Source organism: Acidiphilium multivorum AIU301 (genome assembly GCF_000202835.1).
Lineage (GTDB): Bacteria > Pseudomonadota > Alphaproteobacteria > Acetobacterales > Acetobacteraceae > Acidiphilium > Acidiphilium multivorum.
Genome location: NC_015186.1, coordinates 469,800 through 494,970, shown reverse-complemented (window position 1 = coordinate 494,970; position 25,171 = coordinate 469,800). Strand labels below are relative to the sequence as shown.

Annotated in this window: 23 protein-coding genes; 1 reads left to right on the top strand and 22 read right to left on the bottom strand. The window is 67.9% G+C overall.

Annotation, left to right across the window (positions count from 1 at the left end; all coding sequences use genetic code 11):
* Window positions 1–58: 58 nt before the first annotated feature.
* The 22 genes from trbG to ACMV_RS02040 all read right to left on the bottom strand — a co-directional run bounded on the left by trbG (window position 59) and on the right by ACMV_RS02040 (window position 24,683).
* The gene (gene trbG, locus ACMV_RS02140) at window positions 59–1,039 is read right to left on the bottom strand and encodes a P-type conjugative transfer protein TrbG (protein WP_013639401.1); all 981 of its coding nucleotides are present in this window, start codon (window positions 1,037–1,039) and stop codon (window positions 59–61) included.
* Window positions 1,036–1,746 carry a conjugal transfer protein TrbF gene (gene trbF / locus ACMV_RS02135; protein WP_013639400.1) on the bottom strand — a complete coding sequence of 237 codons (711 nt, stop codon included), beginning with the start codon at window positions 1,744–1,746 and terminating at the stop codon, window positions 1,036–1,038. The genes trbG and trbF overlap by 4 nt, the downstream gene beginning before the upstream one ends.
* Window positions 1,743–3,041 carry a P-type conjugative transfer protein TrbL gene (gene trbL, locus ACMV_RS02130; RefSeq protein WP_013639399.1) on the bottom strand — a complete coding sequence of 433 codons (1,299 nt, stop codon included), beginning with the start codon at window positions 3,039–3,041 and terminating at the stop codon, window positions 1,743–1,745. Before trbL ends, trbF begins: the two co-directional genes overlap by 4 nt.
* Window positions 3,034–3,357: a putative entry exclusion protein TrbK-alt gene (gene trbK-alt / locus ACMV_RS02125; protein WP_013639398.1), complete on the bottom strand. Its 324-nt coding sequence runs from the start codon at window positions 3,355–3,357 to the stop codon at window positions 3,034–3,036. Before trbK-alt ends, trbL begins: the two co-directional genes overlap by 8 nt.
* Entirely contained in the window at window positions 3,354–4,136 is a 783-nt protein-coding gene (gene trbJ, locus ACMV_RS02120; RefSeq protein ID WP_013639397.1) for a P-type conjugative transfer protein TrbJ, read from the bottom strand. Before trbJ ends, trbK-alt begins: the two co-directional genes overlap by 4 nt.
* A complete protein-coding gene (gene trbE / locus ACMV_RS02115; RefSeq protein ID WP_013639396.1) occupies window positions 4,133–6,754 on the bottom strand; it encodes a conjugal transfer protein TrbE in 2,622 nt (873 codons plus the stop codon). Before trbE ends, trbJ begins: the two co-directional genes overlap by 4 nt.
* 17 nt (window positions 6,755–6,771) lie before the next feature.
* A complete protein-coding gene (locus ACMV_RS02110; protein ID WP_013639395.1) occupies window positions 6,772–7,044 on the bottom strand; it encodes a VirB3 family type IV secretion system protein in 273 nt (90 codons plus the stop codon).
* Window positions 7,041–7,358: a TrbC/VirB2 family protein gene (locus ACMV_RS02105; protein WP_373856320.1), complete on the bottom strand. Its 318-nt coding sequence runs from the start codon at window positions 7,356–7,358 to the stop codon at window positions 7,041–7,043. The genes ACMV_RS02110 and ACMV_RS02105 overlap by 4 nt, the downstream gene beginning before the upstream one ends.
* Before the next feature lie 11 nt (window positions 7,359–7,369).
* Window positions 7,370–8,377 (bottom strand): P-type conjugative transfer ATPase TrbB, encoded by a 1,008-nt coding sequence (gene trbB / locus ACMV_RS02100; RefSeq protein WP_013639393.1) that lies wholly within the window; start codon window positions 8,375–8,377, stop codon window positions 7,370–7,372.
* Complete coding sequence (locus ACMV_RS02095; RefSeq protein ID WP_013639392.1) at window positions 8,364–8,879, bottom strand: hypothetical protein; 516 nt, start codon at window positions 8,877–8,879, stop codon at window positions 8,364–8,366. The genes trbB and ACMV_RS02095 overlap by 14 nt, the downstream gene beginning before the upstream one ends.
* A gap of 3 nt (window positions 8,880–8,882) precedes the next feature.
* Window positions 8,883–10,892, bottom strand: coding sequence for a conjugal transfer protein TraG (locus ACMV_RS02090; protein ID WP_013639391.1), 2,010 nt, complete (start codon window positions 10,890–10,892; stop codon window positions 8,883–8,885).
* Window positions 10,893–11,031: 139 nt separating this feature from the next.
* A complete protein-coding gene (locus ACMV_RS02085; RefSeq protein ID WP_013639390.1) occupies window positions 11,032–11,403 on the bottom strand; it encodes a type II toxin-antitoxin system VapC family toxin in 372 nt (123 codons plus the stop codon).
* 10 nt (window positions 11,404–11,413) lie between these two features.
* On the bottom strand, window positions 11,414–16,708 hold the full coding sequence (locus ACMV_RS02080) for a sacsin N-terminal ATP-binding-like domain-containing protein (protein WP_013639389.1): 5,295 nt from the start codon (window positions 16,706–16,708) through the stop codon (window positions 11,414–11,416).
* A gap of 493 nt (window positions 16,709–17,201) precedes the next feature.
* The gene (locus ACMV_RS02075) at window positions 17,202–18,956 is read right to left on the bottom strand and encodes a DUF3363 domain-containing protein (protein ID WP_231844509.1); all 1,755 of its coding nucleotides are present in this window, start codon (window positions 18,954–18,956) and stop codon (window positions 17,202–17,204) included.
* 758 nt (window positions 18,957–19,714) lie between these two features.
* Window positions 19,715–20,770 (bottom strand): lytic transglycosylase domain-containing protein, encoded by a 1,056-nt coding sequence (locus tag ACMV_RS19340; RefSeq protein WP_049796627.1) that lies wholly within the window; start codon window positions 20,768–20,770, stop codon window positions 19,715–19,717.
* Entirely contained in the window at window positions 20,767–21,306 is a 540-nt protein-coding gene (locus ACMV_RS02065; protein ID WP_013639386.1) for a S26 family signal peptidase, read from the bottom strand. The genes ACMV_RS19340 and ACMV_RS02065 overlap by 4 nt, the downstream gene beginning before the upstream one ends.
* Window positions 21,303–21,779, bottom strand: coding sequence for a DUF2840 domain-containing protein (locus ACMV_RS02060; protein ID WP_013639385.1), 477 nt, complete (start codon window positions 21,777–21,779; stop codon window positions 21,303–21,305). The genes ACMV_RS02065 and ACMV_RS02060 overlap by 4 nt, the downstream gene beginning before the upstream one ends.
* Before the next feature lie 375 nt (window positions 21,780–22,154).
* Window positions 22,155–23,003, bottom strand: a complete 849-nt coding sequence (locus tag ACMV_RS02055; protein WP_013639384.1) for a replication initiator protein A — start codon at window positions 23,001–23,003, stop codon at window positions 22,155–22,157.
* Window positions 23,000–23,272 carry a helix-turn-helix transcriptional regulator gene (locus ACMV_RS02050; protein ID WP_041665196.1) on the bottom strand — a complete coding sequence of 91 codons (273 nt, stop codon included), beginning with the start codon at window positions 23,270–23,272 and terminating at the stop codon, window positions 23,000–23,002. The genes ACMV_RS02055 and ACMV_RS02050 overlap by 4 nt, the downstream gene beginning before the upstream one ends.
* A 162-nt stretch (window positions 23,273–23,434) precedes the next feature.
* Window positions 23,435–24,010: a DNA -binding domain-containing protein gene (locus ACMV_RS02045; RefSeq protein ID WP_013639382.1), complete on the bottom strand. Its 576-nt coding sequence runs from the start codon at window positions 24,008–24,010 to the stop codon at window positions 23,435–23,437.
* A gap of 19 nt (window positions 24,011–24,029) precedes the next feature.
* Window positions 24,030–24,239 carry a transcriptional regulator domain-containing protein gene (locus ACMV_RS21955; RefSeq protein WP_373856264.1) on the bottom strand — a complete coding sequence of 70 codons (210 nt, stop codon included), beginning with the start codon at window positions 24,237–24,239 and terminating at the stop codon, window positions 24,030–24,032.
* 156 nt (window positions 24,240–24,395) lie between these two features.
* The gene (locus tag ACMV_RS02040) at window positions 24,396–24,683 is read right to left on the bottom strand and encodes a DUF2285 domain-containing protein (protein ID WP_013639381.1); all 288 of its coding nucleotides are present in this window, start codon (window positions 24,681–24,683) and stop codon (window positions 24,396–24,398) included.
* A 137-nt stretch (window positions 24,684–24,820) separates the two neighbouring features.
* On the opposite strand from ACMV_RS02040, the gene ACMV_RS02035 reads away from it, so the two are divergent.
* Window positions 24,821–25,123, top strand: coding sequence for a helix-turn-helix domain-containing protein (locus ACMV_RS02035; protein ID WP_231844466.1), 303 nt, complete (start codon window positions 24,821–24,823; stop codon window positions 25,121–25,123).
* The last annotated feature ends 48 nt before the right edge of the window (window positions 25,124–25,171 follow it).

Below are 25,171 nucleotides of genomic sequence, written 5' to 3'. Positions count from 1 at the left end.
GCCGGAGCAGCCTTGGGTGCCGGTCGCTGCCCAGGCTCCGCGTCATCAGGATCCGCCATCAGTTGTGCCCATCGGTCCGCGTGATGCGCACGACCTGCTGCGGCCCGGCGCCGAGGCGAAGTTCGGCGGCGGCGAACAGCCGATCGACGATCATGGTGTGGCCGCGCACGCGGTAATTGACGATCTCCGCCTTGCCGCCCGGCGCGCCGAGGATGAACAGCGGCGGCATGTCGCCCTGGGCGATCCCCGGCGGGAACTGGACATAGACCTTCGAGCCATCATCGAAGACCTGCACCGGCCGCCAGGGCGGATCATCGCCGCTGAGCCGATACCGGAAATGCAGCGCCGCGATGTTCACATCATTCGCCGCCACGGTGTTCGCGTAATCCGTCGCCGCGGCGTTCTGCGTCCGTAATGCTAGCAGATCGTCCTGCGGATAATTCCAGGACACCGCGGCCATGTAGGTGTCCTTGGTCGGATGCACCTCGAGGTGATAGGCGCGCCGATCGGTCATGATGACGATGTTGTTCATCGGCAGGTCCGCCGAAATCGGTTTGATCAGCACATGCACCTGCTGATCGGCCCCCGCGCCGCTGGTGGTGTTGCCGATCTTCCATTGCACGGTGTCGCCAGCCGCGATCGAGATCAGATGCTCGCCGGGCTGGAGCGCGATGTCGGTCACGTGCAGCGGCGAGGCGTAGATTTCGTACAGCGCCCCGTCCGACCAGGGGAACACCTGCATGGCGTTGATGTAGCCGTCGCGCGTCGGGTTGATGCGCGCCGCGGCGTTGGCCTGGGCCACGCGAACGATCGGATTTGCGGGCTGCGCTGGCACCCGGCTCGCCGAGGCCCGCGGCACTTTCTTGAGCTGCCCCGGCAGCGGCAGTGGCTCGGGCCAGGTCACGACCTGAACCGGGGCCGGCGGCGACGGCACGAGATGCGCCGGCTGCGGGTTGTCGTAAGCGATCTTCGGCACGGGCTGGGCGCAGGCCGAAAGTGCCAACGCACCGCCACACGCGAGGGCGAACGAAAACCTCATGGCGTCGATCCTTCGGTCTGGGTGGTGTTCACCTCGCGCGCCCAGCTAATCGCATCGATGTAGATGCCGAGCGGGTTCTGTCGCAGCGCCGCCTCGGTGTGCGGGGTCTGGATCACCACGGTCAGGATCGCGGTCCAGTGCTCGGGTTGCAGTGCAGTGCCGTCCTGGAACGGATGCTCGACCCAGGCGACGCGGAAGGAATTCGGGCTGGCGCGGACGACGCTGGTGACGTCCACGGTCACGGCGCGCTTGCCGATCTGGCCGAATGGATCGGCCTGACGGGCATAGGCGTCGAGCATCGGCTTGGCGCGGCTGGTGATCTGCGCATAGGCGTCGAGCCAGGCTTGGCGGACGACGACAGGATCGACCGAGAGGCCGCGCACGCGCTCGATGAACTGCGCCAGGAAGTAGGCGATCTCGGTATCGGTCGGCTGCACCTCCACCCGCGCAGGGGCGATCGCCTGCACCGCGCCGAGATGATCGACCTCGACGATGAACGGGGTGACCATGGCGCGGGAATGCGTGCGGATGTCATCGGCGGTGACGACCGCGGCGAGCGCCAGGCAGCCGAACGCCATCAGGCGCCAGTTCGCGGCCTGCACGCGGGCAGAGCCGATTCTCTGGTCCCACAGTTGCCCGGCGCGCTGATAGGGCGTGGCCGGCGCCTCGGTGTCGCCGAGACGGGAGGAGAAGCGGCGCCACCTCATGTTCCGTCCCCGCGCAAATTGGGCCGCATGCCGCCACCGTGGCCTTCGGCTTCGTGGAGGATGTTCTGCGCCGCCCGGGAGACGGCTTGCCGTCGCAGGCGCTGGGCCCAGGCCGGTGCACCGCTGGGAGCCGCTGCGGACGGGGATGTGACGGCAGCATCTCCGCCCGATCCGCCGGTGGCCGACCAGGCGGCGCGTTGGCCGGTGGCGAAGCGATCGCGCAGCGCCGTCGAGGCAGTCTGGGCCGTACCTCGCAGACCGCTGGTGGCCGCACCGGCCGCCCCGCGAGCGACACCGGCCAGGCCGGCGGAAACCGACCCGCCGCCGGTGGCGCTGCCGAGCGTATAGGCACCGCTCGCGCCGCCGGCGAGTGAAGCCGCGGCACCGACGCCGCCGGCCAGGGCGCGGGCGGCTGCCACCCCTCCCATCCCGGCCAGGGCCGCAGCGCCGGCGACAGCACCGCCCGCGGCGGCGGCGCTGCCAAGGCCCAGTTGCGGTGCGCCAGAGGTGATGCCGGCGGCAAGCCGGTTCGCCGAGAAGGCCAGCCCGGCGATGGTCATCGAGGCGAGCAGAATGGTGAGCGCGTCCTGGAGCGAGAGTTCGGTCGCCGGGTTGCTCGGCAGGATCTGGCCGAAGAGCTGGGTGCCGATGCCGGTGATCACCGCGAAGACGAGGATGCGCACACCGGAGGTGACGATCTGGCCGAGTACTGGCTCGGCAATGAAAGCGGTGCCGCGCCAGAGCGCGAAGGGGACCAGGATGAAGCCCTTCAGCGTGGTCAGCTTGAATTCGATGATCGCCAGGAACAGCAGGATCGCGAGCACGAAGAACCCGAGCAGAGTGACGATCCAGGACAGACCCATGACCAAGATCTGGCCGAGGTTCCAGAAGAAGTCTGGAAACCCGGCGAGGCGCTGGATCTGGGAGAGGAGGACGTCCGCACCCTGCACGCCGGCCTGGGCGAGGCGGCCGGGCTGGAGGAAGTTCGCGTAGGAAAGCGAAGAGCCGGTCGCCTTCAGACCAAGTGCGGCAAAACTGTTGAAGACGAGTTGCGTAAGCAAAGGCCAATTATTCAGGATGAAGGCGAAAAAGCCGACGTACAGGACCTTCTTTGCGAGCGTCTGGATGGCGTCGTCCTCGCCGAGCGCCCAGGCGAGACCGGCCAACGTCGCGTCAATCCCAATCAGCACGGCGACGAGAAACCCGACGTCAGGGGAGATCAGGCCGAACCCTGAATTGATGTAGTTGCTGAAGACGTTGAGGAAGTGGTCGATGACGGACGTGTTGCTACCCATGCGGCGCTCCAGCCGGTGCAGGCGGAATCGGCCGCTGCTTCTCCGCGGGGACCAGTTTGTTCGGAGTGTTTCGGAATATGTTCACCGGTTCCGGGGTGTACGTGACCCCATTCCCGAAGAACCGCTTGTCCTCGGCCCGCCACGCCGTTTGGCATCGCGCATCATCGTTCGCGGCCATCCCGAGATGCTTGCAGCGATCCATCTCTGCATTCAGCAGCGTCGGGTTAGCAACGAGTTGGTCGATCGTCGGTGCTGCCGCCCAAGCGGGCGTGGCGATGCTGAAGATGCCGATGATGACCAGAGCTTTGGCATTCATGGTGCGGGTCCTCCGAACACGTTGACCGGGGTCGGAGTATAGCTCACGCCATTGCCGTAGAAGCGCTTCCAGTCCGCCTCCGCGGCCGAGCGCGCCTCCGCGTTCTGCATCGCATTGGCGGCCTGCGCGCGGGCATCAGCAGCGATCAGATCCTGTGTCGCGGAGAGCTGGCGTGCTTGCAAAGCCAGAAGCTGATTGCTCGCCTGGATCGCCTGCAATGCACCAACCGCCCCCTGGCTCTGGCCGACGAGCGCGGACAAGTCTGCCTGATCGGAGGGTATCGAAGCGACGATCTGGCTCTGCACCTCCATGGTGTGCTGGAACGTGCTGACCGATGCCTGCCAGCGCGCGTTGGCGTCCGCCAACAGACCGGCCTGTGTGACATTTCCTTGAAAGTTTGCGGACTGGTAGTTCGGATAGAGCTGCTGGAACTGAGCCTGGACCTGCTGCACCGTGTAAGCGAGGCCTTGCGCCTGCCCCATGAGCCGGTCGATCTGCCCCATGGAGGATTGCAGCTCGGCCAGCGCCGAGAACGGCAGCGTCGTCAGGTTCCGCGCCTGGTTCTCCAGCATGGAGATGCCCTGCTGGATCTGGGTGATCTGATTGTTCACCTCCGCCAAAGTGCGTGCCGCCGTCAGCACATTCTGCGACAGGTTGGCGATGTCGATCACCGGCACGGTCGCACTGGCGGGCAGCACAGGGGAGATTGCCAGCAGCGCACCGATCAAGGCGTTGCCAACCACTCGCGTGCCAGTGCGCTTGAGCCAAGCATGGATCATGGGATCGTCTCCGTCACAGGATATGCCGGCTCCGCGGACCAAGCGGCACCATCTCCGAATGGCAGCATGGGTTGCGCGGGATCGGGTCCGATATCGGCGAGGGACGCGGCTTCACCGATGGCCGCAGAGGCGTCCGGGAGATTCGTCGCGGTTGCGATTCCAGGCGCGATCAGCGCCGCTGCCCAGTCGAGCCCCCGCTCGCGCAGCCACGCTGCCGGGAACGCCGCGAGCCCATGCCTTCCCAGCACGCGATCAATTGCGGCCAGGTCCTCTGCGCGGCTCGCGCCACAGAAGGCGAGCGCGATCTCGCCGAGGCCGAGTTCGAACAGCCGGCAGCCGGCGGCGGACTGGACCCAGTAGTCCCGCTTCGGCACCGCGCGCGCGATCGTCTCGATCTGCCGGTCATTCAGGCCGAGGCGGGCGTAGGCGTCGTGGCTCTCCGGTTCGATCGCCCGCGCGTTCGGCAGGAAGATGCGGGAGAGACAGCTCTCGATGACGGCCGGTGCCACGGGCGAGCGCGTGATGTCGGCGAGGCTCTGGGTCGAGAACAGCACGGAGGCATTCTTCCGCCGCAGAGTCTTCAGCCACTCGCGCAGCTTCGGCGCGAAGACCGGATCGTCGAGCGCGAACCACGCCTCGTCCACCGCGATCAAGGTCGGCCGCCCGTCCAGCCCCGCCTCGATGCGGTGAAACAAATAGGTCAGCACGGCGCGGGCCGCGTGCTTCGAGCCGAGGAGATCCTCGGTCTCGAAGGCCAGCACGTCGGCGTCAGCGACGCTCTCCTGCTCGGCATCCAGCAGACGGTCGAACGGGCCGGCGATGGTGTAGGGTTCGAGCGCCGCCTTGAGCCGATTGACCTGCAACAGGGCGGTGAAGCCCGACAGCGTGCGCTCGGGCACCGGGGCGGTGGCGAGTGAGCCGAGCGCCGACCAGATGGCGCCGCGGACTTCCGGCGTCAGCTCGATGCTTTCCTGGACAAGCAGGGTCGCGATCCAGTCTGCCGCCCAGGCACGCTCGGCCGCATCGTCGATGCGCGCCAGCGGCTGGAAGGCAACGGCCTGCTGATGCTGGTACGAAACCTCGCCGCCGAGTCCGAGGTCGTGGAAGGCGCCGCCCATGCCGACCACGGCGGCCTTGGACGAACGACCCTTGTCGAAGATCACCACGCGCGCGCCGGGGTAACGGCGGAACTGCAGCGCGATCAGCGCGAGCAGCACGCTCTTGCCCGCGCCGGTGGGGCCGACGATCAAGGTGTGGCCGACATCCCCTTGGTGCGGCACGAGGCGGAACGGTGTCGAGCCCGCGGTGTGCGCCACCAGCAGCGGCGGGCCGTCGAGATGCGCGTTGCGCTCCGGCCCGGCCCAGACCGCCGAGAGTGGCAGCATGTGGACGAGGTTCAGCGACGAGACCAGCGGCTGGCGGATATTGGCGTAGCACTGCCCGGGCAGGCTCCCGAGCCAGGCCTCGACCGCGTTCAGCGTCTCCTCGACCGCGACGAATCCCTGCGCACGCACCGCGCGGCCGACCAGCCGGACCTTCTCGATGGCAGCGGCTTCGTCGGTATCCCAGACCGTCACCGTCGCGGTGAAATACCCGAAGCTGACCGCGTCCGAGCCGAGTTCCTGCAGGGCCGCATCGGCGTCCACCGACTGGTTCTCGGCGTCGGAATCGACCAGCCGGGTCTCCTGCTGCCAGATCACCTCGCGCAGTAGCGCGGCGATGCCCTTGCGCTTGGCCCACCAGTGCCGGCGCTTCTTGCCAAGTTCCTTCTGCGCCTCGGCTTTCTCGAGCGGCAGCCAGCGCGCGACCCAGCGGTATTCGATCGGAAGCCGATTGAGTTCGTCGAGCAGCCCTGGCCACGTGCGGTCCGGCAGGCCGCGCAGGGTGAGCGTGCGGAGATAGTAGCGCCCGAGCATCGGGGCGACGCCGGGCGTTAGATCGCAATCCGGCAGCAGCCCGTCGAGATAGAAGGGCACTTCGGGCACGCCCACCGGGTGCGGCCCGTTGGTCGAGATCGTGAAGTGCAGATAGGCCAGCGTGCCGGCGTCATCGAGCCAGGTGCAGTCCGGCATGAGGGCGGCCAGCAGGTCGAGCACGCGGTCGGTCTCGGCTGCGAAGGCGTCCAGGGTGGCGCGCCAGTCGACGCCGCCGGACTCGCCCGCGCCTTGGGCACGTCGATGCTGGACATCGCCCCGGTCGTAGAGCAGCCGGCTGGCCTGTTCGGCGCGCTCGGGCGGCGCGAGGAAGCAGAAGGTCAGGAAATATCCGCTCTCGAAATGCACACCCTCCTCTTGGAAGGCGTGCCGCCGCTCCTCGTCGATCAGCCAGGACACCGGATCGGGGAAGCGGCTCTCGGGATAGCCGGGCGCGGCGGAGCGCGCTGCCTCGACGAAGATCGCCCAGCCCTCGCCGAGGCGTTTGAGCGCGTTGTTGACCCGTGCGGCGACTGCGATCAGCTCGGCCGGCGTGCTGGCATCGAGGTCCGGCCCGCGGAACCTTGCGGTGCGCTGGAGTGCACCGTCCTTGTTGAGCACGATCCCCGGACCAACCAAGCCGGCCCAGGGGAGGAAGTCGGCGAGTTCCCGGCGCCTGGTGCGATATTCCCGGAGGTCGAGCATGGCCGGTGGCGCCCCCGTCACACGTCCAGATGGCGCCGCGCGGCGCGCAGATGCCGGGCGAACACCGGCCCGAATTGCGGGTCCTGACGGGTCAGGAACAGTGCCGCGGCATGGCCGATCAGGTAGATCGCAATCCCGGCGATCCAGAGCTGGAGGCCAAGCCCGATCGCGGCCGATAGCGTGCCGAGCGCGATCGCCATGCCGCGCGGCACGCCGCCCAGCAGGATCGGCTCGGTCAGGCTGCGATGCAGCGGCACCGACCAGCCGGGAAGGTCCGCGGGACCGTTCATCCGACCAGCGCCCCACCGGAGAAGTTGAAGAAGGTCAGGAAGAAGCTTGCGGCGGCGAAGGCGATCGACAGACCGAAGACGATCTGGATCAGCCGGCGCATGCCGCCGGAAGTTTCACCGAAAGCGAGACCGAGACCGGTGCCGATGATGATCAGCACGGCGATGATTTTCGCGACCGGCCCCTGCACGGAATCGAGGATCTGCTGCAGCGGTTGCTCCCACGGCATGTTAGATCCCGCCGCGAGAGCGGAGACCGGCCAGAGCAGCACCAGCGCGATGAGCGCGGCTGTGTGCGGACGCCGGGCGTGGATGATCGTGTTCGGGCTCACGGATGACTCCCGGGCTGGAGGGGAACGATGTTGGACGGGCGCTCGGCGCCGATCTCCGTCAGCACGTAGTCGCCAGCGGCCAGGACCTTGCCGACCTGCCAGAGCCCGGCGAGGCGGCGGTGCCGGCCGCGGCCGTGCAAAACCGCGATCAGATCGATGGTCTCCGCGATCAACGGGCGCGGCACGTTGACCACCGCCTCCTGGATCAGCTGTTCGAGCCGGCGCAGCGCGCCGAGGGCCGAGCCGGCATGGATGGTGCCGATGCCGCCGGGATGGCCGGTGCCCCAGGCCTTCAGCAGGTCGAGCGCCTCGGCACCGCGTACCTCGCCGATCGGGATGCGGTCGGGACGCAGCCGCAGGCTGGAGCGGACCAGATCCGCGAGGGAGCAGACGCCATCCTTCGTTCGCAGCGACACGAGGTTCGGCGCCTCGACCTGGAGTTCCCGCGTGTCCTCGATGACTACAACGCGGTCGCCGGTGGCGGCGACTTCCTTGAGCAGCGCGTTGGTCAGTGTCGTCTTGCCGGTCGAGGTGCCGCCGGCGACCAGGATGTTCCAGCGTTCGGCGATCGCCGTTCGCAGCAGCCCGGCCTGGTCGGCGCGCATGATCCCGGTCTCGACGTAGTCGTGGAGCGAGAACACCGCGATGGCGGGCTTGCGGATGGCGAAAGTAGGGCCGGTCACCACCGGCGGCAGCAGGCCCTCGAAGCGCTCGCCGGTCTCCGGCAGTTCGGCCGAGATGCGCGGATTATGGGCGTGTGCCTCGACGCCCACGTGGTGCGCGACGAGACGGATAATGCGCTCGCCGTCGGCGGGCAGCATCCGCAGGCCGGTGTCGGCAAGGCCGGCGCCGAGACGGTCCACCCAGAGCCGGCCGTCCGGGTTGAGCATCACCTCGACGATGTCGGGCTGCCCCAGCAGCGTCGCGATCGCCGGACCGAGCGCGGTGCGCAGCATGCGCACCGAGCGGGCCAGCATCATGCTGGTGCCGTCAGAGACCGGCATGCACACCCTCCTTCCCGGCCATGTCCGCGTCGGCGCTTGCGACGTCTTCGTCCGTCTTGTCGCCGCTACCTGTTGATGTGCCGGCACGGCTATGGTGCTCGGGGCTGATCTCCCGGCTGATCTCGCGGACCAGGGAGTCGCCGCGCTGAAGTCGTCGGCCGAGGGTCTCGATGAAGCCCTGGTAGCGGCTGGCACCCTGCGCCTTCGCTGCGTCCTGCTGTGCGGCCGGGATCGGCGGCGATGCCGACAACCAAAAGCGCACGAACAGCGCCTGCACCTCGATGGCGATTGTCAGATCGCGCTCGATTCGCTCCATCTGCCGCGACAGCCGGTCGAGCCGGCGGACGAAGGCGGCCTCGCGGCGATCCAGCGCGTCGGGCGAGAGGAAGGAGGTGACGGCGGCCTCCACCAACTGCGAACGATGCACACCCTGCCGCAGCGCGAAAGCAGTGAGCTGATCGGCGAGCTTGGGATCGAAGTAGCAGTTCAGCCGGCTTTTCATGGGCTACATCCCCATCGCCATGCCGTCGCCGCGGTCGATCGCCGCGTTGCGCACGGTTTGCCGTTGCAGCGCCGCCATGGCGCGCTGGCGCTGCGGCTCGTCGTCGGGCTCGTCCTCCAGGATGGCGAACTCGCCAGCCGGCTCGCGGGCTGGCACGATGGCTTCGTGCTCCGGCAGTTCCGGCTCCTGGCGGATGCCACCATTGGCGGGGTCCGGGAGCACCGCCTCGGCGGAATCCGCAGCCTGGGCACCGATCGGCCCCGCGCCGGTCCAGTCGTCGCCTCGGGCCTGTGGGATGTCCGGGTAGCCGCGCTCCGACAGCGTCGGCGTCAGCAACACCCGGTCCCGGAATGCCGACTCTTCATAGTAGCGCAGCTTCTTCGCACGGATCGGCGGCAGGCCGGCGACCATGACGATCTCGTCGGTCGGCGGCAGTTGCATCACCTCGCCCGGGGTCAGCAGCGGGCGCGCGGTCTCCTGACGGCTGACCATCAGATGCGACAACCACGGCGCCAGCCGATGGCCGGCGTAGTTCTTCATCGCCCGGAGTTCGGTCGCGGTGCCGAGCGCATCCGAGATGCGCTTGGCGGTCCGCTCGTCGTTGGTCGCGAAACAAACGCGGACATGGCAGTTGTCCAGGATCGCGTCGTGCTCGCCATAGGCCTTCTGGATCTGGTTGAGCGACTGCGCGATCAGGAAGGCGCGGATGCCGTACCCGGCCATGAAAGCGAGCGCGGATTCGAAGAAATCCAGCCGGCCGAGCGCAGGAAACTCGTCGAGCATCATCAGCAGACGCGACGGTGCGTGGCCCGTCGCGCGTCGCGCGGGAACGTCCAGGGTCTCGGTCAGCCGCCGGCCGATCTGGTTGAGCACCAGGCGGATCAGCGGCTTCGTGCGCGAGATGTCCGATGGCGGCACGACGAGGTAAAGCGACACCGGCCGCTCGGCACCGACCAGATCGGCGATCCGCCAATCCGAGTGGGACGTCACCTTGGCCACCACCGGATCGCGGTAGAGGCCGAGAAACGACATCGCCGTGCTGAGCACGCCGGAGCGCTCGTTCTCGGACTTGTTGAGCAGCTCACGGGCCGACTGCGCGACCACCGGATGGACACCACGCGCGCCGAGATGCGGCGTGGTCATCATCGCCCGCAAGGTCCGCTCGATGGGCCGCGCCGGATCGGAGAGGAACGCGGCGACGCCGGCCAGCGTCTTGTCCGGCTCGGCGTAGAGCACATGCAGGATGGCACCGACCAGCAGCGAGTGGCTGGTCTTCTCCCAGTGGTTGCGACGTTCCAGCGCGCCCTCGGGATCGACCAGCACATCGGCGATGTTCTGGACGTCGCGCACTTCCCATTCGCCGCGGCGGACCTCCAGCAGCGGGTTGTAGGCGGCGGAGCGCGGGTTGGTCGGGTCGAACAGCAGGCAGTGGCTGAACTGGGCGCGCCAGCCGGAGGTCAGGGTCCAATTCTCGCCCTTGATGTCGTGGACGATGACGCTGCCGGTCCATGACAGCAGCGTCGGCACGACCAGGCCGACGCCCTTGCCCGAGCGCGTCGGGGCGAAGCAGAGCACGTGCTCCGGGCCGTCATGGCGGAGGGTCTGCGCGCCGAGCCGGCCAAGCTGCACGCCGGCGTCACCGAACAGGCCCGCCGCCGCGATGTCGTGGTGCGCTGCCCAATGCGCTGAGCCATAGGTGGTGACGTGCCGCGCCTGGCGTGCGCGAAGGACCGAGGCCACGATGGCGAGTAGCGCCGCGCCCAGACCCCCGGCGGAGGCGATCGCCGCGCCTCTGGCGAAGACGCCGGGGGCGTAGGCGTCGAAATGGTACCACCACGCGAAGAACAGCTGCGGCTGATAGACCGGCGCCGCGCCAATTCGGACCCAGGGCAAGCCGAGTGCCGGCTGGAAGCCAAGCCGCCAAGCCGTCCATTCCGTGGCGGCCCAGCAGCCGAACAGCACCATGGCGAGTGCGCCCAGCATCTGGCCCCAGAGAATCTTCGTCCCGGTCATCGACCCCGCTCATGAATGCGAACGGGGCACAGATAGAAAGACGGAAACTCCGCCGTGCAACAGCAAAGAACGGCAATCGTAGAGGATCGAAGAAATAGAAACAGGCGGCGGGTTGCCCCCTTCGGTCAAGGCCTCGGGCTCAGATCGCTTGGATCGGTCCTGGATATCGCGCGAGGTTGGCGTCCGCGGTGAGCAGCATGATTCCTTCGACCAGCGCCTGCGCGATCAGCATGCGGTCGAACGGGTCCTTGTGCAGCGACGGCAGGAGATCGAGGGCGACGGCATGCGCACTGGTGACGGGAAGCTCGGCATAGCCATTATCGAGCAGGCCGCGCCGCAGCGGCCGCGCGTCCGCACGGAAATCCTTCCGTCCCAGTTGCCGCTTGATGGCTCCCAACCCTCGCGCCGCGCGACGCTTACCGACGATGTGGGTCAGGTAGGGCACTCGCAAAAGGGCCGGCGGGGCCGACCGAGCTGCGGCGTTGGCGCCAGTGGTCGACGCCTGCAGCATCTGGAACGTCTCATCGTGCCTGGAAGCGGTACCGGACCGAACCGCTTCGCACGAGCCGGAAGCGCCCGCGTGTCGAGAGCGCTGCGGGATTCGAGAGAGGCAGGACCCGCCACCGAGCGGGATCAAACACATACGGCACATAGAGGATGCGGTAACGTCGTTTGTGCTCAAGGCTCGCGCTTCCCGCAACCTCGAGCTCGCGCGCTGTCATCTCGAACTCACCACCCTCGTCCAGTGCCGACTTGACTTCGTAGAGCCACTCGTTGCGTGCGGTCTCGATCCTGAAATCGTAGCCAAGGCTATCATCGCCGTGATCACCCGAGCAGAAGGCGGCACGATTCGACGACACCCAGCAGTTGTCGGACATCTCCGCGGGATGGCGGCGTCGGAGATACTCCCGCGCCAGCCACTCGCTCGCGATCCCCATTGCTTTGCGAATAGCCTCGGGAGGCTGGTTCTGCCAAGCTTGGCTGTTTCCGCCGCCCTTGCCGCCTCCGCCGCCCCCGGGTTCGCGCTGCTCCTGGGGTAGGAGGCGCGGAGGGCGACTGCGCGCGAACCAACCGTCGTCGGCTTTGAGGGCCGTGTCGGCGAGGCTCTCGAACAGGTGGGAGAAGGTGGCATCGCCGGTATCAAGCTTGGAGCCGCCGAACAGGATGGTTCGGCGATCCACTTCGGCACGGCGCTTTGCGTCGCGTGCCTCGCGTGCCTCATGGTCGAGATCCTGCTGCTCGAGACCGAGTTCCGTCGGCACCTCGCTTCGCGGCATGCCCGCGGGCCAGACGCCGACACGGGCGCAAAACGTAGGCAGCGACTCGGGCTTGATCACCTCAAAATCCAGCAGACCGGCGTCGTCGAAAACCCGGATCAGTTGCTGAGGCTCGCCGCCGGTCATTACCATCGGCGGCTCCACGGCCGCCTTGCGACACCACGCCCGCACGAGGTTTGTGAGGCCCGCGTAACGGGCGGCGATGAGTTTGCGGTTTGCCGCCGCGGTCGGTTCGAGTTCGGGCAGCACGCGCGACAGGTCATCCGGCCCGAGCACCGCGTCCGCAGCGACCATGGCCGCCTGCTCTACGACCTCGCGGTCGAGCGACTCAATGGTCGCAGGCCAGGCGGGATCGAACGCAACGAAGTCAAGCTTGCGAAGCACGACATAGTCGGAGAGATCGCCACCAGCGTGCCAAGTGTCGAAAAAGCGACGTCGGGCGCGGTCGACCAGCCGAGGGCGGAGTTCGGCGAAATAAGCGCCGAACAGCCTCCTGAACTCCGCCTCGTCGTTCAGCGGCGGATAACCGAGCGCCGCCAGCGTCCGGCCATACTCCGCGAAGTCGAACCCCATCTCCCGCCGAATTACCCCCTGGTCGTCGGTGTTGGCCGCCGCCTCGAGGCATTGGCTGGCGAGGTCGGGGCCTAGCGTCTTGGCAAGCCATTCCCGCAGGTTGAGGTCGGGCCCCAGGCGCTCGTGCCGCTCCGCGAGCGTTGCGGCAGTCTTCTCGCCGCGTAGATGTGCCACGACCGGCAGCAGAGCCCGCGTCAGCCGCTCGATGCCACCTCGGGTCGCAGCGAAGTGGTCGCGCACAACTGAGATGTCACGCCGGATGGCGCGCGCATATTGCTCCTCCGTCGGACCCGACGTCGTCCCGGTGAACCCCTCGCGCATGAGGCGCCCGAGCATCTGCTCGAGCGTGTTGCGCCTCGCGCCCACGAGTTTGGTCAGCGCCGGCGCGGCGTCAATCAGGAGTTCGAGGTCGATCGGGCCGCCGCCGACGACCAGGGTCGGCGTCTTGGCGTGCGCGACGGGTTGGACGCGATCGTCGCCCCGCGCGACCACCTCATGGCCGTTGATGACGAGCGCAAAGCTTGCGCAGTGGTGCACGCGCACCAGCCGCAGTCGGCGCTCGAGTTCTTCGGGAGGCAACGTGCGAAGCTCCAGTGGATCGCCAAGATACTCGTGGGCGAAAACAGCAGCGTCCGCGAGCCAGGTGCGGTCACCCGAGACCAACAATGGGTCGTGCGAGTTCACGGCGAATTCGCTTCCGTCCACGATGAGCCGAACGTCGCCGGCATCCGCCAGCCGTGCCGTGAAGCCTCCCGTCGCTTCGACCAACTCGCGCACTGCGTCCGCGTCGGTCTCTCCAATATCGAGCACCGCCTCACCGCGGTCGGCGAGCGCACGGGCGGCAAAACCTTGCCGCTCGGACGTCACATGGACGGTGGGCTTACTGATGGGGTCGGACGGGAGTACGTCGAGTCCGCCCATCCGCTCGATGACCAAAGGCAGCGATTTCGGCAGCGCGAGCCTGCCCTCGGCTACATCGCTCCAGGCTCGGCGCAGTTGGTCGCGCAAGTCGCGGCGCTCGGCCGCGGAAAGATCGTCGAGTGCGGCGGCGAGCGAAGCCAGTCGCTCGGGCGCGGTCGCCGCGCGCGACCAGTCGCGCAGTCCGATCCGAGGATCGAAGAGGATCGGGGGCAACCCGCCCCTGCTGCCGGGCTCGGCCGCGAACCGGGTCGTGAATCGAGGCGGGATCTGGCGGGGAGCCGTGGTCGACCAGCTCGCACGAGGAGGGGCGAAGACGATCTCGTCGCGCCGCACGCTCGCGACCCAGGCGGCTTCGTCGAGGAAGACGGCGATTGGAGTGGGCAATACTACGCGGTTCCATCCCTTGTCGTGCTCGACGGTGAAACTGAAGTGGGTGTCCTCATACTCGCGCAGATAGGCGACGATCAGGTCCGACAGCGCCTCCCGGGCGGATTGCGGCAGATCTGCATGCTCAAGCTGTCCGGGCAAACGCCAGAGCGCTCCCTTAAGGTTGTAATTGGTATATGGATTCGAGAACGAAATGTCGTGAACCCGCGCCACCCAGCGCTCGTCGAGCCCGAGTGCCGGCTTGCCCGACAAGAGTAGCGGACGCCACAGTCCGCTGGGCGTGCCGGCTGTCTGCATCTCGCCCGCGACCGGGCGCAAACCGTCGACGAGGCCGAGCAGGACCAGGAATCGGAGCCATTCCTCCTTGCGATCCTCGGACGAGGATTTCGGCCAATCCGCGAAGCTGACGAGCAGCCGCTCGCGTTGGCGTGCGCAGTCGGGTGATGCTGCTGCCGCGTCGTGCAGATACTGCTCAAGCATCCGACCGAGCGGCGTCCAGGCCGCCGATGCGATCGCGTCGGGGGCGGCGTGCCACCCGCCGAGCGTCGGCACGAACAGCTCGGCACCGCGTAGCGCGTCGTCGACGGGCTTGCCTCCGCCCGAACGCCAGACCTTGAAGGACCAAAGGAGAGCCTCGCCGCGTTGCAGGCTTGTTGGAGTGGTCCCGAGCGCACCCCTGATCCCGCCGAGTATTTCGAGGGGGTCATAGCGCCTGAGCAGGCCCCCCTTCTCGAACGCGCGCAAGGTCGCATCGCCCAGTTTGATGCGTTCGTGCAAGAAGCGGAACTTGCGAGCGAGTGAGGACGGCGGGCTCGGCGGTCCATCGCCGCGCCGCCTTCGCCCGGTCCGCACGCGTACAAACACTGGCGGTGCGTTGTCGGTACCCTTGGCCGTGGCAGCGAGCGGCTTACCGTCGCCGCTAATGAGAATCTTCCTTCCCTCCAGCGCCGACAGCCGCGCGCCGGCGGCGGCGAAGAGCGCGACCACGTCGTCGAAGAAGCTGTCCCAACGTGCCGTCGATCGCCGCCGTTCTGCGGCGAGGGCAAGCGCGACAGCCTCCGTCCAACCGGCAAGCTTATCCTCGCCAGGTTGAAGCGAGAGTGACACCGCCGCGGCGAGCGCGCTGATCCGTGCGAGCCGTGCGTCGCCAAGCGCAGACGGGACGATTGCGGCCCCGGCGACCTCGGCGAGCCTCTCAGGCGTTAGCTGCCTCGTCCTGACGTCGGGCCAAGCGTAGAGCGTGTCGAACGCTGCTCTGGAAGCGGGGCCGCCCGATACGATCGGCCAGATGGCGGCTTTGGCGAGTGGACGCTTGAGCGCCGCGAACGCCCCGCTTATCCGCTGCAGATGCTGAGCGGACCATGCCGCCAAGTCGACGACCACGGTGGGGGGCAGGTTAAGCCCGCCGTCGACGATGGCGAGGGCGGCAGCAGCAGCGGTTAGTGCCGCGGCGTCTAGAAGATACTTGTTGAGCGCCAGTTCGGGCTTGATCGACCGCCGATCGATGTCCGAGAAGAACGGCGCATCGATGTGCCCGACGATCGGTGACACGGAGCGCTCATCCATGGGTAGAAAGTTGAAGAGGCGGCCCAGGCCGGCCTCGACGCCTGCCAGCGGAACTGCGACGGAGACAACAGCGTCGCCGCGCCAGTCGAGCCAGCGCTTGAGCGGCGGCGCGGCGGCAATGCTATCCCGTACCGCGCGGAGCAGTTCCGGCTTTGGCAATATCCGCCGCGCTACGAGGTAGACCTCCCCTGCGCCGAGCGTGACGCGCGTTAGGCTCGTATCTGACGGGAGCGTATCGGCGGCGATCGGCTCGACTTCCCGCGTTAGCCGGCGCTCGACAATGATCGTGCTCACTGTCCGGACCGACACTTCGAGACTTCCGATCCGGTCGAGGAACAGGAGGACCGGCGCTCCGGCATCGATCACTGCCTCAACCTGCGCCCGCGCGAGGGCGACGGTATGAGCCGATCGGAGTGGCAGCGCGATCACTGTAGCATAGCCGCCGCGGGCGAGTTCCATGATGCCTTCGGACTGGTCGGGCACGGCGACTGGAATGAGGTAGCGCGGGATGTTCCCCGCAACGCTCTCCGCCATGTCACTGCTCGCACCGAGGCCGGCCAGTCCCGCCGCGATCTCGTCAAGGCGTGCGAACCGAAAGCAATAACCCTCGAACCGCTCTGCTGGACCCGCGACTGCCGCGGAATAGACACGGACGTCGTCGGTCAGCGCTTCAACGCTCCGGAAGCCGAGGCCCTTGTTGCCGATGCCCTCGCCAATCTGCTTGTCGCTGGTACCGATATTCCGGAGCGCGTTGAGGTTCGACGTGGTGAACGGGCGTCCCCGATTGGCGACTAGCAGCTCGCCGCGGTCGTCAGCCTCGATCGTCAAGCGGACCGCGATCTCGCCGGGCTCGCCTGGTGGATGAGCGTCGTGGGCATTCTGGATTAGCTCGAAGAGAACGCGATCGCCATACTGCGTACCGATGACGTCGTTCAGGCTCTTGAGGCTCTCGTAGACCTTCAGTCCGCGCCGTCGGGCGTCGAGCGCGTGTGAGAGCTGCGAGGCAGCCAAGGCAGCCAAGTCCTGGCGGTTCTCGTCGAGCTGCTCCTCTCCCGGCCAGCTGGCCTCCGTCCCCTCCTCGTAGTCGGCCACCGTTCCCCCGCGATCTGCAACCGGGGGCTCGTCAGCCGCACCCCACATTGCGAGGGACTGTGCCAGCCGTTATTGGACAAGGATAGAGGCAAACGAGCAAACCAAGCCGACGACCGTCTGCGACACCTTTCGAGGAAGGCGAGATGTAGGGAAGACGAAATTCCCCTTCCTCGCAACTTTTGGTAGTGGACCATTGGCCAGCCACCAGTCCGTTCCGGCATGGTGGCCGCGCAAGCGGATCTTCCGCAATTGACTGAGAGCCGTCAGTTGTTGCTCCCTGGTGTCTGCTTTCCCGTTTCGCCTCCTCCATAGCGGTCGGGCCGCTACCGGCCATACTACGCTGAGCGGGCGATGTCCGCCTTTTAGATCCTCCGTCGAAAAGCAGGCAGACCACTCCCCGCTCGTTGCAGTAGTCCGAACCGGGACGAAGCGTCAGATTTTCACCACCAGGTTCCTCCGGCGCGACCTGGAAGCTCTGCGCCTCGGCGAGGCATCAGATGCCGAGCCCTCGATCCCGGCCGAGCTGCCAGGAGATCCCGCCGCCGGTGACGAGGCCGACGACCTCGCGGCCAAGGCTGCGCTCGATCACCGGCCGCCAGGGGACCAGGGTGAATTCCTGGCCGTTCTCGACCAGGGCGTAGCGGCCGGAGGCGAGCTGGATCGCCTCGCAGTAGGTGCCGCGGATCGTGTCGCCGGACGCCGCCATGCGGAACGGCACGGCGCGCGACGTCGCCAGTTCACCACCGGCGCGCGCGAGTTCGCGGCGCTCCAGCGTCGCGAGAAGGTCCCGGCGATAGCGCACGCCCCCGTCCGCGTCCCGGCGCGCATCGCCGTGGCTGAGGTGATGCTGGCGGCGGCGCTCAAGGGCGACTTCGACCTCCAACCCGAACCCGCCTTGCGCGACCTGCACCGGGTCGCGGGCCAGAAGTTGGCGGTCGAGCCAGGTCCCCCCGTCGCTACGGATCTGGGTTTCCAGATCGAGCGCGGACAGCACGCGCAGGCTCGGCATCTGACTGCGGCCCGTGTCGTGGCGAGCAGCCCGCTGCTCGAGATCGGCCGGGATGCGCCAATGGTCGGCGTCGAGCCGCTGGACCGCGCCGGCGCGGCGCAGCGCCTCCAGGCGGCGGACATGCGCTTCGACATAGGCCTCCGGATCGGCGATGCCGGGATCGGCGCGCGCGGTGGCGAGGTGGTCTGCGGGCCGATAGATGCCGGCGGTCCTGTGCGCCAGGTCGGCGATGTTCCGGTCTGCGGCGCCCGGCGCTCCGCGTTCTGCGCCAAGCGCCACGATGGCCCCGATCGGCGGGTTGGCGGCATCCGCGCCGGCGGCGGGGAGTTCGACGTAGTGGACCCGCCCGTCGAGGCCATCGACGATCAGATGAACCCGATCGCCCAGTTCGTCGCCGCCAAGCCCCCGCCCCAGCAGCCGCCCGGTGATCGGTGCGGCGAGCGGCTCGCGGAGGTCGTGGATCGCGAACTGTTCGGCGCCGCGTTCCGCACCATGGCGGGTCAACGCATGGTGCATGGTCTTGATGATGTCCCCGCGTTCCCCGAGGGCGCGCAGCGTCTCCTCCATGCCGGGAACCAGACGCCAGCGGCCGGTGGCGATCTCCTCGGCCAATCCCAGCCGCTCCAGGGCGTGCAGCCGGCCGATCCGTAGCTGCCGCCGGTCGACGTCGGAGCGCGGCTCCCCGACGGCGGTGCGAAGGTCGATCACGCCACCCGCCGCATTACCGGCCTCGCGCAGCAGCGCCCGATCGATCCGGGTCAGCCGTTCCTGGTCGATCTCGCGCACGAGCTTCGCCTGTCGCTCCATCGTGCTTTCCGGGCCGAGCTCTATGGTGACCAGCTCCGATGCGCGCTCCCGGATTCCGTGGGCCAGATAGGCTCCGGCGACCACCAGGTTCTCGCCGGCCTCATCGACGCCGCGGATGACGATGTGCGTGTGCGGGTGGGCGGTGTTGAAGTGATCGACCGCAACCCAGTCGAGGCCGGTGCCGAGGTCGCGCTCGACCTGCCGCATCAGATCGCGGGTGAAGGCGCGGAGGTCGGACATCTCGGCCCCGTCCTCGGCGGCCACGATCAGGCGGAACTGACGCGGGTCGCCCTCCGAGCGATCAAGAAAGGCGCGGCCGTCGGCCCGGTCCACTGTGGCGGAGTAGAGCTGACCGGGGGAACCCTCACGGGTGACGCCGTCCCGCTGGAGGTAGCGCAGATGCACCGCCGCCGCGCGGCTCCCGGCGCGCATCTTCACGTAGCGTGCTTTGACGACGACTCGGCGTGCGCCGGGCCGCGCCTGCGACCAGCCCCGTGGTGAGGCTGCCCGCCCGCGCGCGAACGCTGCGCCCCTGCCGTGCTTGGCTGGCAGATCGGCGAGGCTCCGCGCACCGACAGGTGGCGTCGCAACAGATGGCTGCGCGAGTGCGCCGGCGCGAGAAATCGCGCGCTTGATCTGCGTTGCCGCCAGCACCCGCCGATGATCTCGGCTGCGCGTGCGGCCGAGGCGAGGGCGGAGGCGCGGGTCATCGTCGGGGCGAGCCATACTCCGAGACTGACGGCAAAGCCGCCACTCGCGAAGGAGCCTTGGTGGCACTGCGGAAATGCACCGATGGAAGCGGCCCTGACACGGAGCTGCCGTGCCTCGTTGCGAATCCGCGGCACGGTGTCCGCGGTCGATAACCCAATGTGCAGACACTGAAATCGTGGCCGATGGGAACAGGCGGTGCCGCAGGCCTTTATCTTGCCGTCCTTCCTAATCGGAACATTGGTCTCTCTGCGACCGTCTTTCTCCAAGCGCAGATCAACAGAAAACAACGCGAGCAACGCGATGCACTGCAATCTCGCACGACGGGCCACGATAGTCAGATGGATCGACGGCGCCACGCAAATTGGCAGTGCGATCAGATGCGGAGTTGGTACAGCGAACGTGCAGTTCGGCAGCCGGACATCGCGCCGCGCCGTGGTATCGACAGAAGCCGTCGCCAACTCATCCGCCGTGCGCCCGCGTCATTGGAGGACGACGAACAGCGCACCATTTCCGCGCACATTGAGGGCAGAACCGGAGGCAGATCGAGGCTCAAGTCCGGCCGCAGCCGAACCGCCCGTGACCTCCGTCGGTGCAGCCATCGGCGCCAGCCTCGGGCTCACGATCGGCGGGACAGTGCGCGCAGGAGAGGCCTCGGGGTGCACGACAACGGTCGCGAAGAGGCCGGCGCTGACGGCGTCGTTTGGGCCCAGGAGAGCCGCCTCCGGAGCAGACTTCGTGCTCGATCCCATCCTCCCGACTGCCGTCTGCAACGCGCCCGACGTGCCGCCGATCTGCGGCGCGAGTGCGGCGAGGTAGCGCTGTGTCTCGGCCGGCAGCGCGCGGCCGGTGTGCAAGAACGCATCGAGCCGCGCCGGCCCGGCGTTGTAGGCAGCGAGGAACCAGGGCACGCCGTAGCGCTCCAGCATCTCGCGCAGATACGCCGCGCCGGCGAGGATGTTGTCGCGTGGCGCATACGGATTGGCACCCAGCCCATAGCGGGCACGCAGCGCAGCGTAGGTGTGCGGCATCACCTGCATCAGGCCCATCGCGCCTGCTGGTGAGCGGATTGGCTCGCCGTCCATGGTCGCCTGGCCGCCGCTCTCCGCGCGCATCACGGCGGCAATCCATGCTTCGGGAATGTCGAAGCGGTGCGCCGCCGCGGCGATGTCGGGCCGCCAAACGGCCACCGCTTCGTGTCCGTGGCCGCGCAATAGGGGCGCCGCACTTCCGCACACCGGCGCGCCGCTGAGCGGTACGAACAGCGCCGCGCGGGCCGCAAGACCGCAGGTCGCGACCAGGGTCAGCACGTCCATTGTGAACCCCTCCATGAGCCAAACCGCTGCCACGCCGCTGACAGGCGTAAGCGCTGCCAGCGTGCTCGCTTCCGTCAAGGGTGAAGCGCGCCAGGGCGCGCCGGCTGCGCCGCCCTTGACCTTCGCTGCGCGCGCCGGCGGTGCGGAAACCGGCCGGGACGGCAGGATGGCCGTCCCTGGGCCGAACAACAGGATGGCGGGGAAGATGCGCGGCACGGTCATCGCGCCCGCCCGCCGGGAAACCAGAGCGGCGTGACGCGGCCGATGACGGCGCGGATCGGCGTCGGCCCGAAGTACCGCCCGTCGAGCGAGGCCGGCACGCTGGGGATCAGCACGAAAATCTCGCCGTTCGGGAGCTTGCCGCAGCCGCTCCATGCGGCCAGGCTGCGTCCGCGTCCGTCCACCGGCAGGGCGCGGGCGACGGTGCGGCCATTGATCGAAACCGCGCCGTCGCGCTCGCACACGGCCTGTCCGGCGATGGCGGCGACGCGCTTCAGCAGCGGTACGCCGCGCGGCAGATAGCCGCGCCGGGCGAAGAACCGCGCGCTGCGCCGGTCGGGCCAGAACAGCACGTAATCGCCGACGCGGAGGTGCTTCCGGCTCGCGCCCGGCAGCACGCGCCAAAGGCCGACCGGCGTGCTGGCGGTGGCATTCCAGACCACCAGCGGCCGTGCCTGCACCGCTGAAGCGGCGAGCAAGACCAGGGCCGCGAGCATGGCGAGGAGCACGGCATGCCGAGTCCGCCGATTCCGCTTCATGACGCCATCACCCGGCGCCGTAGCAGCCATGCGCGATGTTGATCGCGGGCATAGGGCCGCGGCTGCTCGCCGCAGAGCAGGCGGTTGTGGACGTGCTGCCAGTAGGCCGGCGCGACATCCGTCGCCTCGACGCCGGCCTGCTCGACCGCGTCGATCAGCGCGAGCAATCGCTGCACACGCGCCCAGTCCGAGAGCCGCAGCAGGATCTCGCCGCCTGGATGCACGCCGGCCACCGTCGCGCAGGGCTCCCCCGCCCCGCAGGCGCGCAGAATGTCGATGCGCGACAGGACGGTCCCGAAGTCGTTCGCCTGCCAGCGGACGAAGGCGAACACGGCGCCTGGTGCGAAGAAGATCAGGCGCCGGCGCCGATCGAGGATGCGCGCGTCGGCATCACGGCCGAAGCGCAGGCAGTGTTCGACTCGATCCCGATAGAACACCAGCCTGACGCTGGTCAGAGGCTCCTGCGCGATCACCGCTTGCCTCCCAGGCCGTGCCGGTGTGGTCCTCCCGACATCCGTTCCGCGCCATTCCCGAGGGTGGGAAGGACGCACGAACCGTGGAGCCATCCCTCTCTCAATGCGCCTTCCTTCTGCCGTCCGACACGACGATCGGTCGGAGGGAGACACGTTGATCGTCGGCGTGCGCGAAGGCGCCGACGGGCGTGGTTTTTGGGGTGAGAACACGCAGCAAATACAAGGGAAGATTCAGTACTAGAATCAGTACTTAAGTAGGGCGCCACGAATGGCCCGTATCTATCTGATTCAAAAAGGATAATACGACCATGCGTGAAGTGATAGGCCGTGATTTTTCGAGTGATAGGCCGTGCCCGTTGAAGTGATAGGCTGCGCTCACTCACAGATGCGCTCCCGTAACTGTGGATCAAAACCCGGCTTATCCCCAGGCACCAAGGCGGCACTGTGGGCGGGCACGGCCCATCGACCGATGCTGAGCCCTTCATTTCCGCAGTGCTGGACTGGTTCGACTCGATACGTCAGGAGCCGCCCGGACTGCGCTATCCTCCGCAGAGCCGCGACGAAGTGACAGTGCCGTGTTGCGCTACCGGAACGCGCATGCAGCGCCTCGAACGAAATTCGCCAGCCTGTGGATTGTTGCCCGGCATGTTTCCGCGCAAGCAGCCAGAGCCAGCGCTGAATGCCGCCGCTGAGGGTGAAATAGTCGGGATCGATGGCGAGCACCCGTCGCCGGCGAACGGCGTCCAGCAGCCACTCTGGCAGGGTGAGCAGGATTCCATCCGCGGTTTGCTGCCAGGCTTCGATCCAATGGAACCGCACCGGACGGTCAGACAGTGTGCCGATGGTGGTGACGACCTCGCTCGCTGCCAGGCGCTCCAGCGCCGCGGCGAGCCGCTCGTACTGGCTGTGCCCAGTGTCGCGCCCCAGGAAGCGCAGAATCCGCCGCGCGGGGGCGATCAGCGTGGGCGCAATGCGGAGCTTCTCGTCCTGGGCCTGGATCAGCTGGGAGGTGGCCCAGAACAGAATGTCAGCGTCCCAGATGGTCGCGATCGCGCTGGCGCCCGGCGCGGGTGTCACCAGCACCGAATGTCGTCGGCCCTGGTAGTCGATGGGCGCAGCGCGCGGCGTCTTGGCCAGGCTGAACCACGGCCAGTTCATCAGATCGACCGGGGCGCGCGGGCGCGCATGTTCCAGGATCGCCGGCAGGGGAGGCTCGGCCATCATCGGCGGGCGAACACCGCCGGGCGTCCCGGCCGGCGCGTGGTGGCGGCACCGAGGCCGGGATCGGAGGTGGAAGTCCGGGCACCGGCTTCGGCCCAATGCTGGAGGTCCTCGAGGCGATAGACGACCCGGCCGCCGATCTTGCGGTAGGCGGGGCCGGTGCCGAAGGTGCGGTGCTTCTCCAGCGTCCGACCGGAGAGGCCGAGGAACTTGGCCGCCTCGGGGGTGCGCAGATAGCGCGGCGGCAGGTTGGGCAGTGGTTCTGGCTGCATGGCGGTGATCCTCGGCGTCGGGCGGCCGGCCATCGGCGCGCGTCGGCACGCAGGATCGGCGCCCGGCGGCGCCGTGATTAGGGCCGATTCTGGGGGGTGGTCGAAATCGGCCAGGGCAGCCCAGAGGATGACGGCGCTGGTGTCGCGCCCGCTGGCGGCTGGCTACCCGGCCAGCGCGTGGCGCCGGGGCAGCAGGAGCTGAAGCGCCGCCCCGGCGCGCCAGCGTCGTGCGGTGGCGAGTAAGGTGCGGATGCGACTGCGGGCGCCGCTGTCTTCCCAGAGGACAGGCGGGTCGCCGATAACGGCGCGGTGGATGTCGCGCTCGCTGGCGCCCGCTCCGGCCAGATCGAGCGCCCAGGCCATGTAAGCGATCTTCAGACCGCGCGGGTGCGGCCGAGGCGGTGGGGTGCGCGGCGCCGGCGATACCCGGGGCCGGGCGGCGAAGTGCCAGAACGCGCGGGCCGCCTCGAGTCGCTCGGGGTGCCATTCATCCCAGGGGATGCACGGCGTCAGCATGGCGCCGGGGGCCGGTGGCTCGGGGCCGGGCAGCAGCAGGTGATGCCGGGTGCCCACGTCCGGCGCGACGATCAGGTGGTAGCCGTCCGGCGTGAGCCTGCCGATGTGGCGGGCACCCCAAACGTCCGGCTCGAATCGGACCAGGGCGCGGCCGGCCGCCGGACCCGCGGCGACGACAACCCGGACGATGCGGGCCGTGGCATCTGCATTCCAGAACAGCATCGCCTGGTCGCCGGTCGTGTCAGGGCTTTCGAGGAAATCGTAACCTCCATCGTTCGGAGATTGCGTTCGAGGCCTCGGACAACGGGTCGTGTTCGACCCGTGCTACCGCCTCATAGTCTGCACGGTACTCCGTGCTCCGTCGCTGCAACTCCCAGACCAGCCCGTCCGGCGATAGGCTCTCGATATAACGATACCGGGCGGCCAGCCGCTCTCGCGTGAAGGGCCGCATGTCGCTCCTCCGACGCGCCAGGGGTTCTGACGCGCCCACTGCAATTGATTCGGACGCAGGGGCGAATCTGCAACCTAAGTCATGGAATGTTCATAATGATCGTGATTGACGCAGAGCAGGACAGAGTCGTTCGTGTTCGTTTCTGTCTGACGAGTCTCAGACTTGTCCCTCGGGCGAACCAGCGCGCAGGATTTGACGCCAGCCTGAGTTCGCCATCCACTTCGCCCGGGCAAGATGCGTCTCATAAGCGCGACGCGCGCGGGCCGGTTCAGACTTCGGATCGATCTGAAGTGCCTCACGCGCAACCTCGTCCCACGGCACGTTCTCGCGCTCGGCATCGAGCAGGATGACGTAGTGGATGATGTGCAGCCGGTCATAGTCGGTGAGCTGATCCGAGGTGGGAGGCTCGTCGGCGACCGGCGCGTCGAAGCTCGGCCTGATCATCGGTGTTATTCCCCTGCGGCCAATTTTTGGCATGCCATCGTATTCGGAATCGGACGAATAGCGCGCCTTGGGATGTCGCGCACGGCCAGTCCTGTGACAAGTCCGCGTATTATAATGCGTAGCGCCAGGATACGCGATTGCGCTCCATCCTGCGGATGGACATTCGGAGGATCTTTGGCGCGAATCTGCGGCATTATCGCCTGGCGGCCGGACTCAGTCAGGAAGCGGTGGCTGAGCGTATGGGCGTTGACCGTGCCCATGTCAGCAGCATGGAGCGCGGCAGCCAGAACGTGACACTGATCACGCTCTGGCACCTTGCCGATGCGCTGAAGATCCAGCCTGCCGATCTGCTCGACACCACCCCGAAACCTCCTGTGGAGACGTCGCGCCCGGCGAGACGTCGGCTCAGTGCCCCGGTCCGGCGCCGGCGCAACACTTGATCCGGCATCGCGGCGACGCGACGGGTACGCCGGCGAGCCGGACCCGTA

What these genes read in the sequence shown, in the direction of transcription:
- ACMV_RS02065 (WP_013639386.1), bottom strand. Translation starts at nt 21,306, where the DNA reads ATGAAGCGGAATCGGCGGACTCGGCATGCCGTGCTCCTCGCCATGCTC.
- trbE (WP_013639396.1), bottom strand. Translation starts at nt 6,754, where the DNA reads ATGCTCGACCTCCGGGAATATCGCACCAGGCGCCGGGAACTCGCCGAC.
- ACMV_RS02110 (WP_013639395.1), bottom strand. Translation starts at nt 7,044, where the DNA reads ATGAACGGTCCCGCGGACCTTCCCGGCTGGTCGGTGCCGCTGCATCGC.
- trbK-alt (WP_013639398.1), bottom strand. Translation starts at nt 3,357, where the DNA reads ATGAATGCCAAAGCTCTGGTCATCATCGGCATCTTCAGCATCGCCACG.
- ACMV_RS02040 (WP_013639381.1), bottom strand. Translation starts at nt 24,683, where the DNA reads ATGATCAGGCCGAGCTTCGACGCGCCGGTCGCCGACGAGCCTCCCACC.
- trbB (WP_013639393.1), bottom strand. Translation starts at nt 8,377, where the DNA reads ATGCCGGTCTCTGACGGCACCAGCATGATGCTGGCCCGCTCGGTGCGC.
- trbL (WP_013639399.1), bottom strand. Translation starts at nt 3,041, where the DNA reads ATGGGTAGCAACACGTCCGTCATCGACCACTTCCTCAACGTCTTCAGC.
- ACMV_RS02085 (WP_013639390.1), bottom strand. Translation starts at nt 11,403, where the DNA reads ATGCTGCAGGCGTCGACCACTGGCGCCAACGCCGCAGCTCGGTCGGCC.
- ACMV_RS02090 (WP_013639391.1), bottom strand. Translation starts at nt 10,892, where the DNA reads ATGACCGGGACGAAGATTCTCTGGGGCCAGATGCTGGGCGCACTCGCC.
- trbF (WP_013639400.1), bottom strand. Translation starts at nt 1,746, where the DNA reads ATGAGGTGGCGCCGCTTCTCCTCCCGTCTCGGCGACACCGAGGCGCCG.
- trbJ (WP_013639397.1), bottom strand. Translation starts at nt 4,136, where the DNA reads ATGATCCATGCTTGGCTCAAGCGCACTGGCACGCGAGTGGTTGGCAAC.
- ACMV_RS19340 (WP_049796627.1), bottom strand. Translation starts at nt 20,770, where the DNA reads ATGACCGTGCCGCGCATCTTCCCCGCCATCCTGTTGTTCGGCCCAGGG.
- ACMV_RS02075 (WP_231844509.1), bottom strand. Translation starts at nt 18,956, where the DNA reads ATGCGCGCCGGGAGCCGCGCGGCGGCGGTGCATCTGCGCTACCTCCAG.
- ACMV_RS02095 (WP_013639392.1), bottom strand. Translation starts at nt 8,879, where the DNA reads ATGAAAAGCCGGCTGAACTGCTACTTCGATCCCAAGCTCGCCGATCAG.
- trbG (WP_013639401.1), bottom strand. Translation starts at nt 1,039, where the DNA reads ATGAGGTTTTCGTTCGCCCTCGCGTGTGGCGGTGCGTTGGCACTTTCG.
- ACMV_RS02045 (WP_013639382.1), bottom strand. Translation starts at nt 24,010, where the DNA reads ATGCTGTTCTGGAATGCAGATGCCACGGCCCGCATCGTCCGGGTTGTC.
- ACMV_RS02055 (WP_013639384.1), bottom strand. Translation starts at nt 23,003, where the DNA reads ATGATGGCCGAGCCTCCCCTGCCGGCGATCCTGGAACATGCGCGCCCG.
- ACMV_RS02050 (WP_041665196.1), bottom strand. Translation starts at nt 23,272, where the DNA reads ATGCAGCCAGAACCACTGCCCAACCTGCCGCCGCGCTATCTGCGCACC.
- ACMV_RS21955 (WP_373856264.1), bottom strand. Translation starts at nt 24,239, where the DNA reads ATGCGGCCCTTCACGCGAGAGCGGCTGGCCGCCCGGTATCGTTATATC.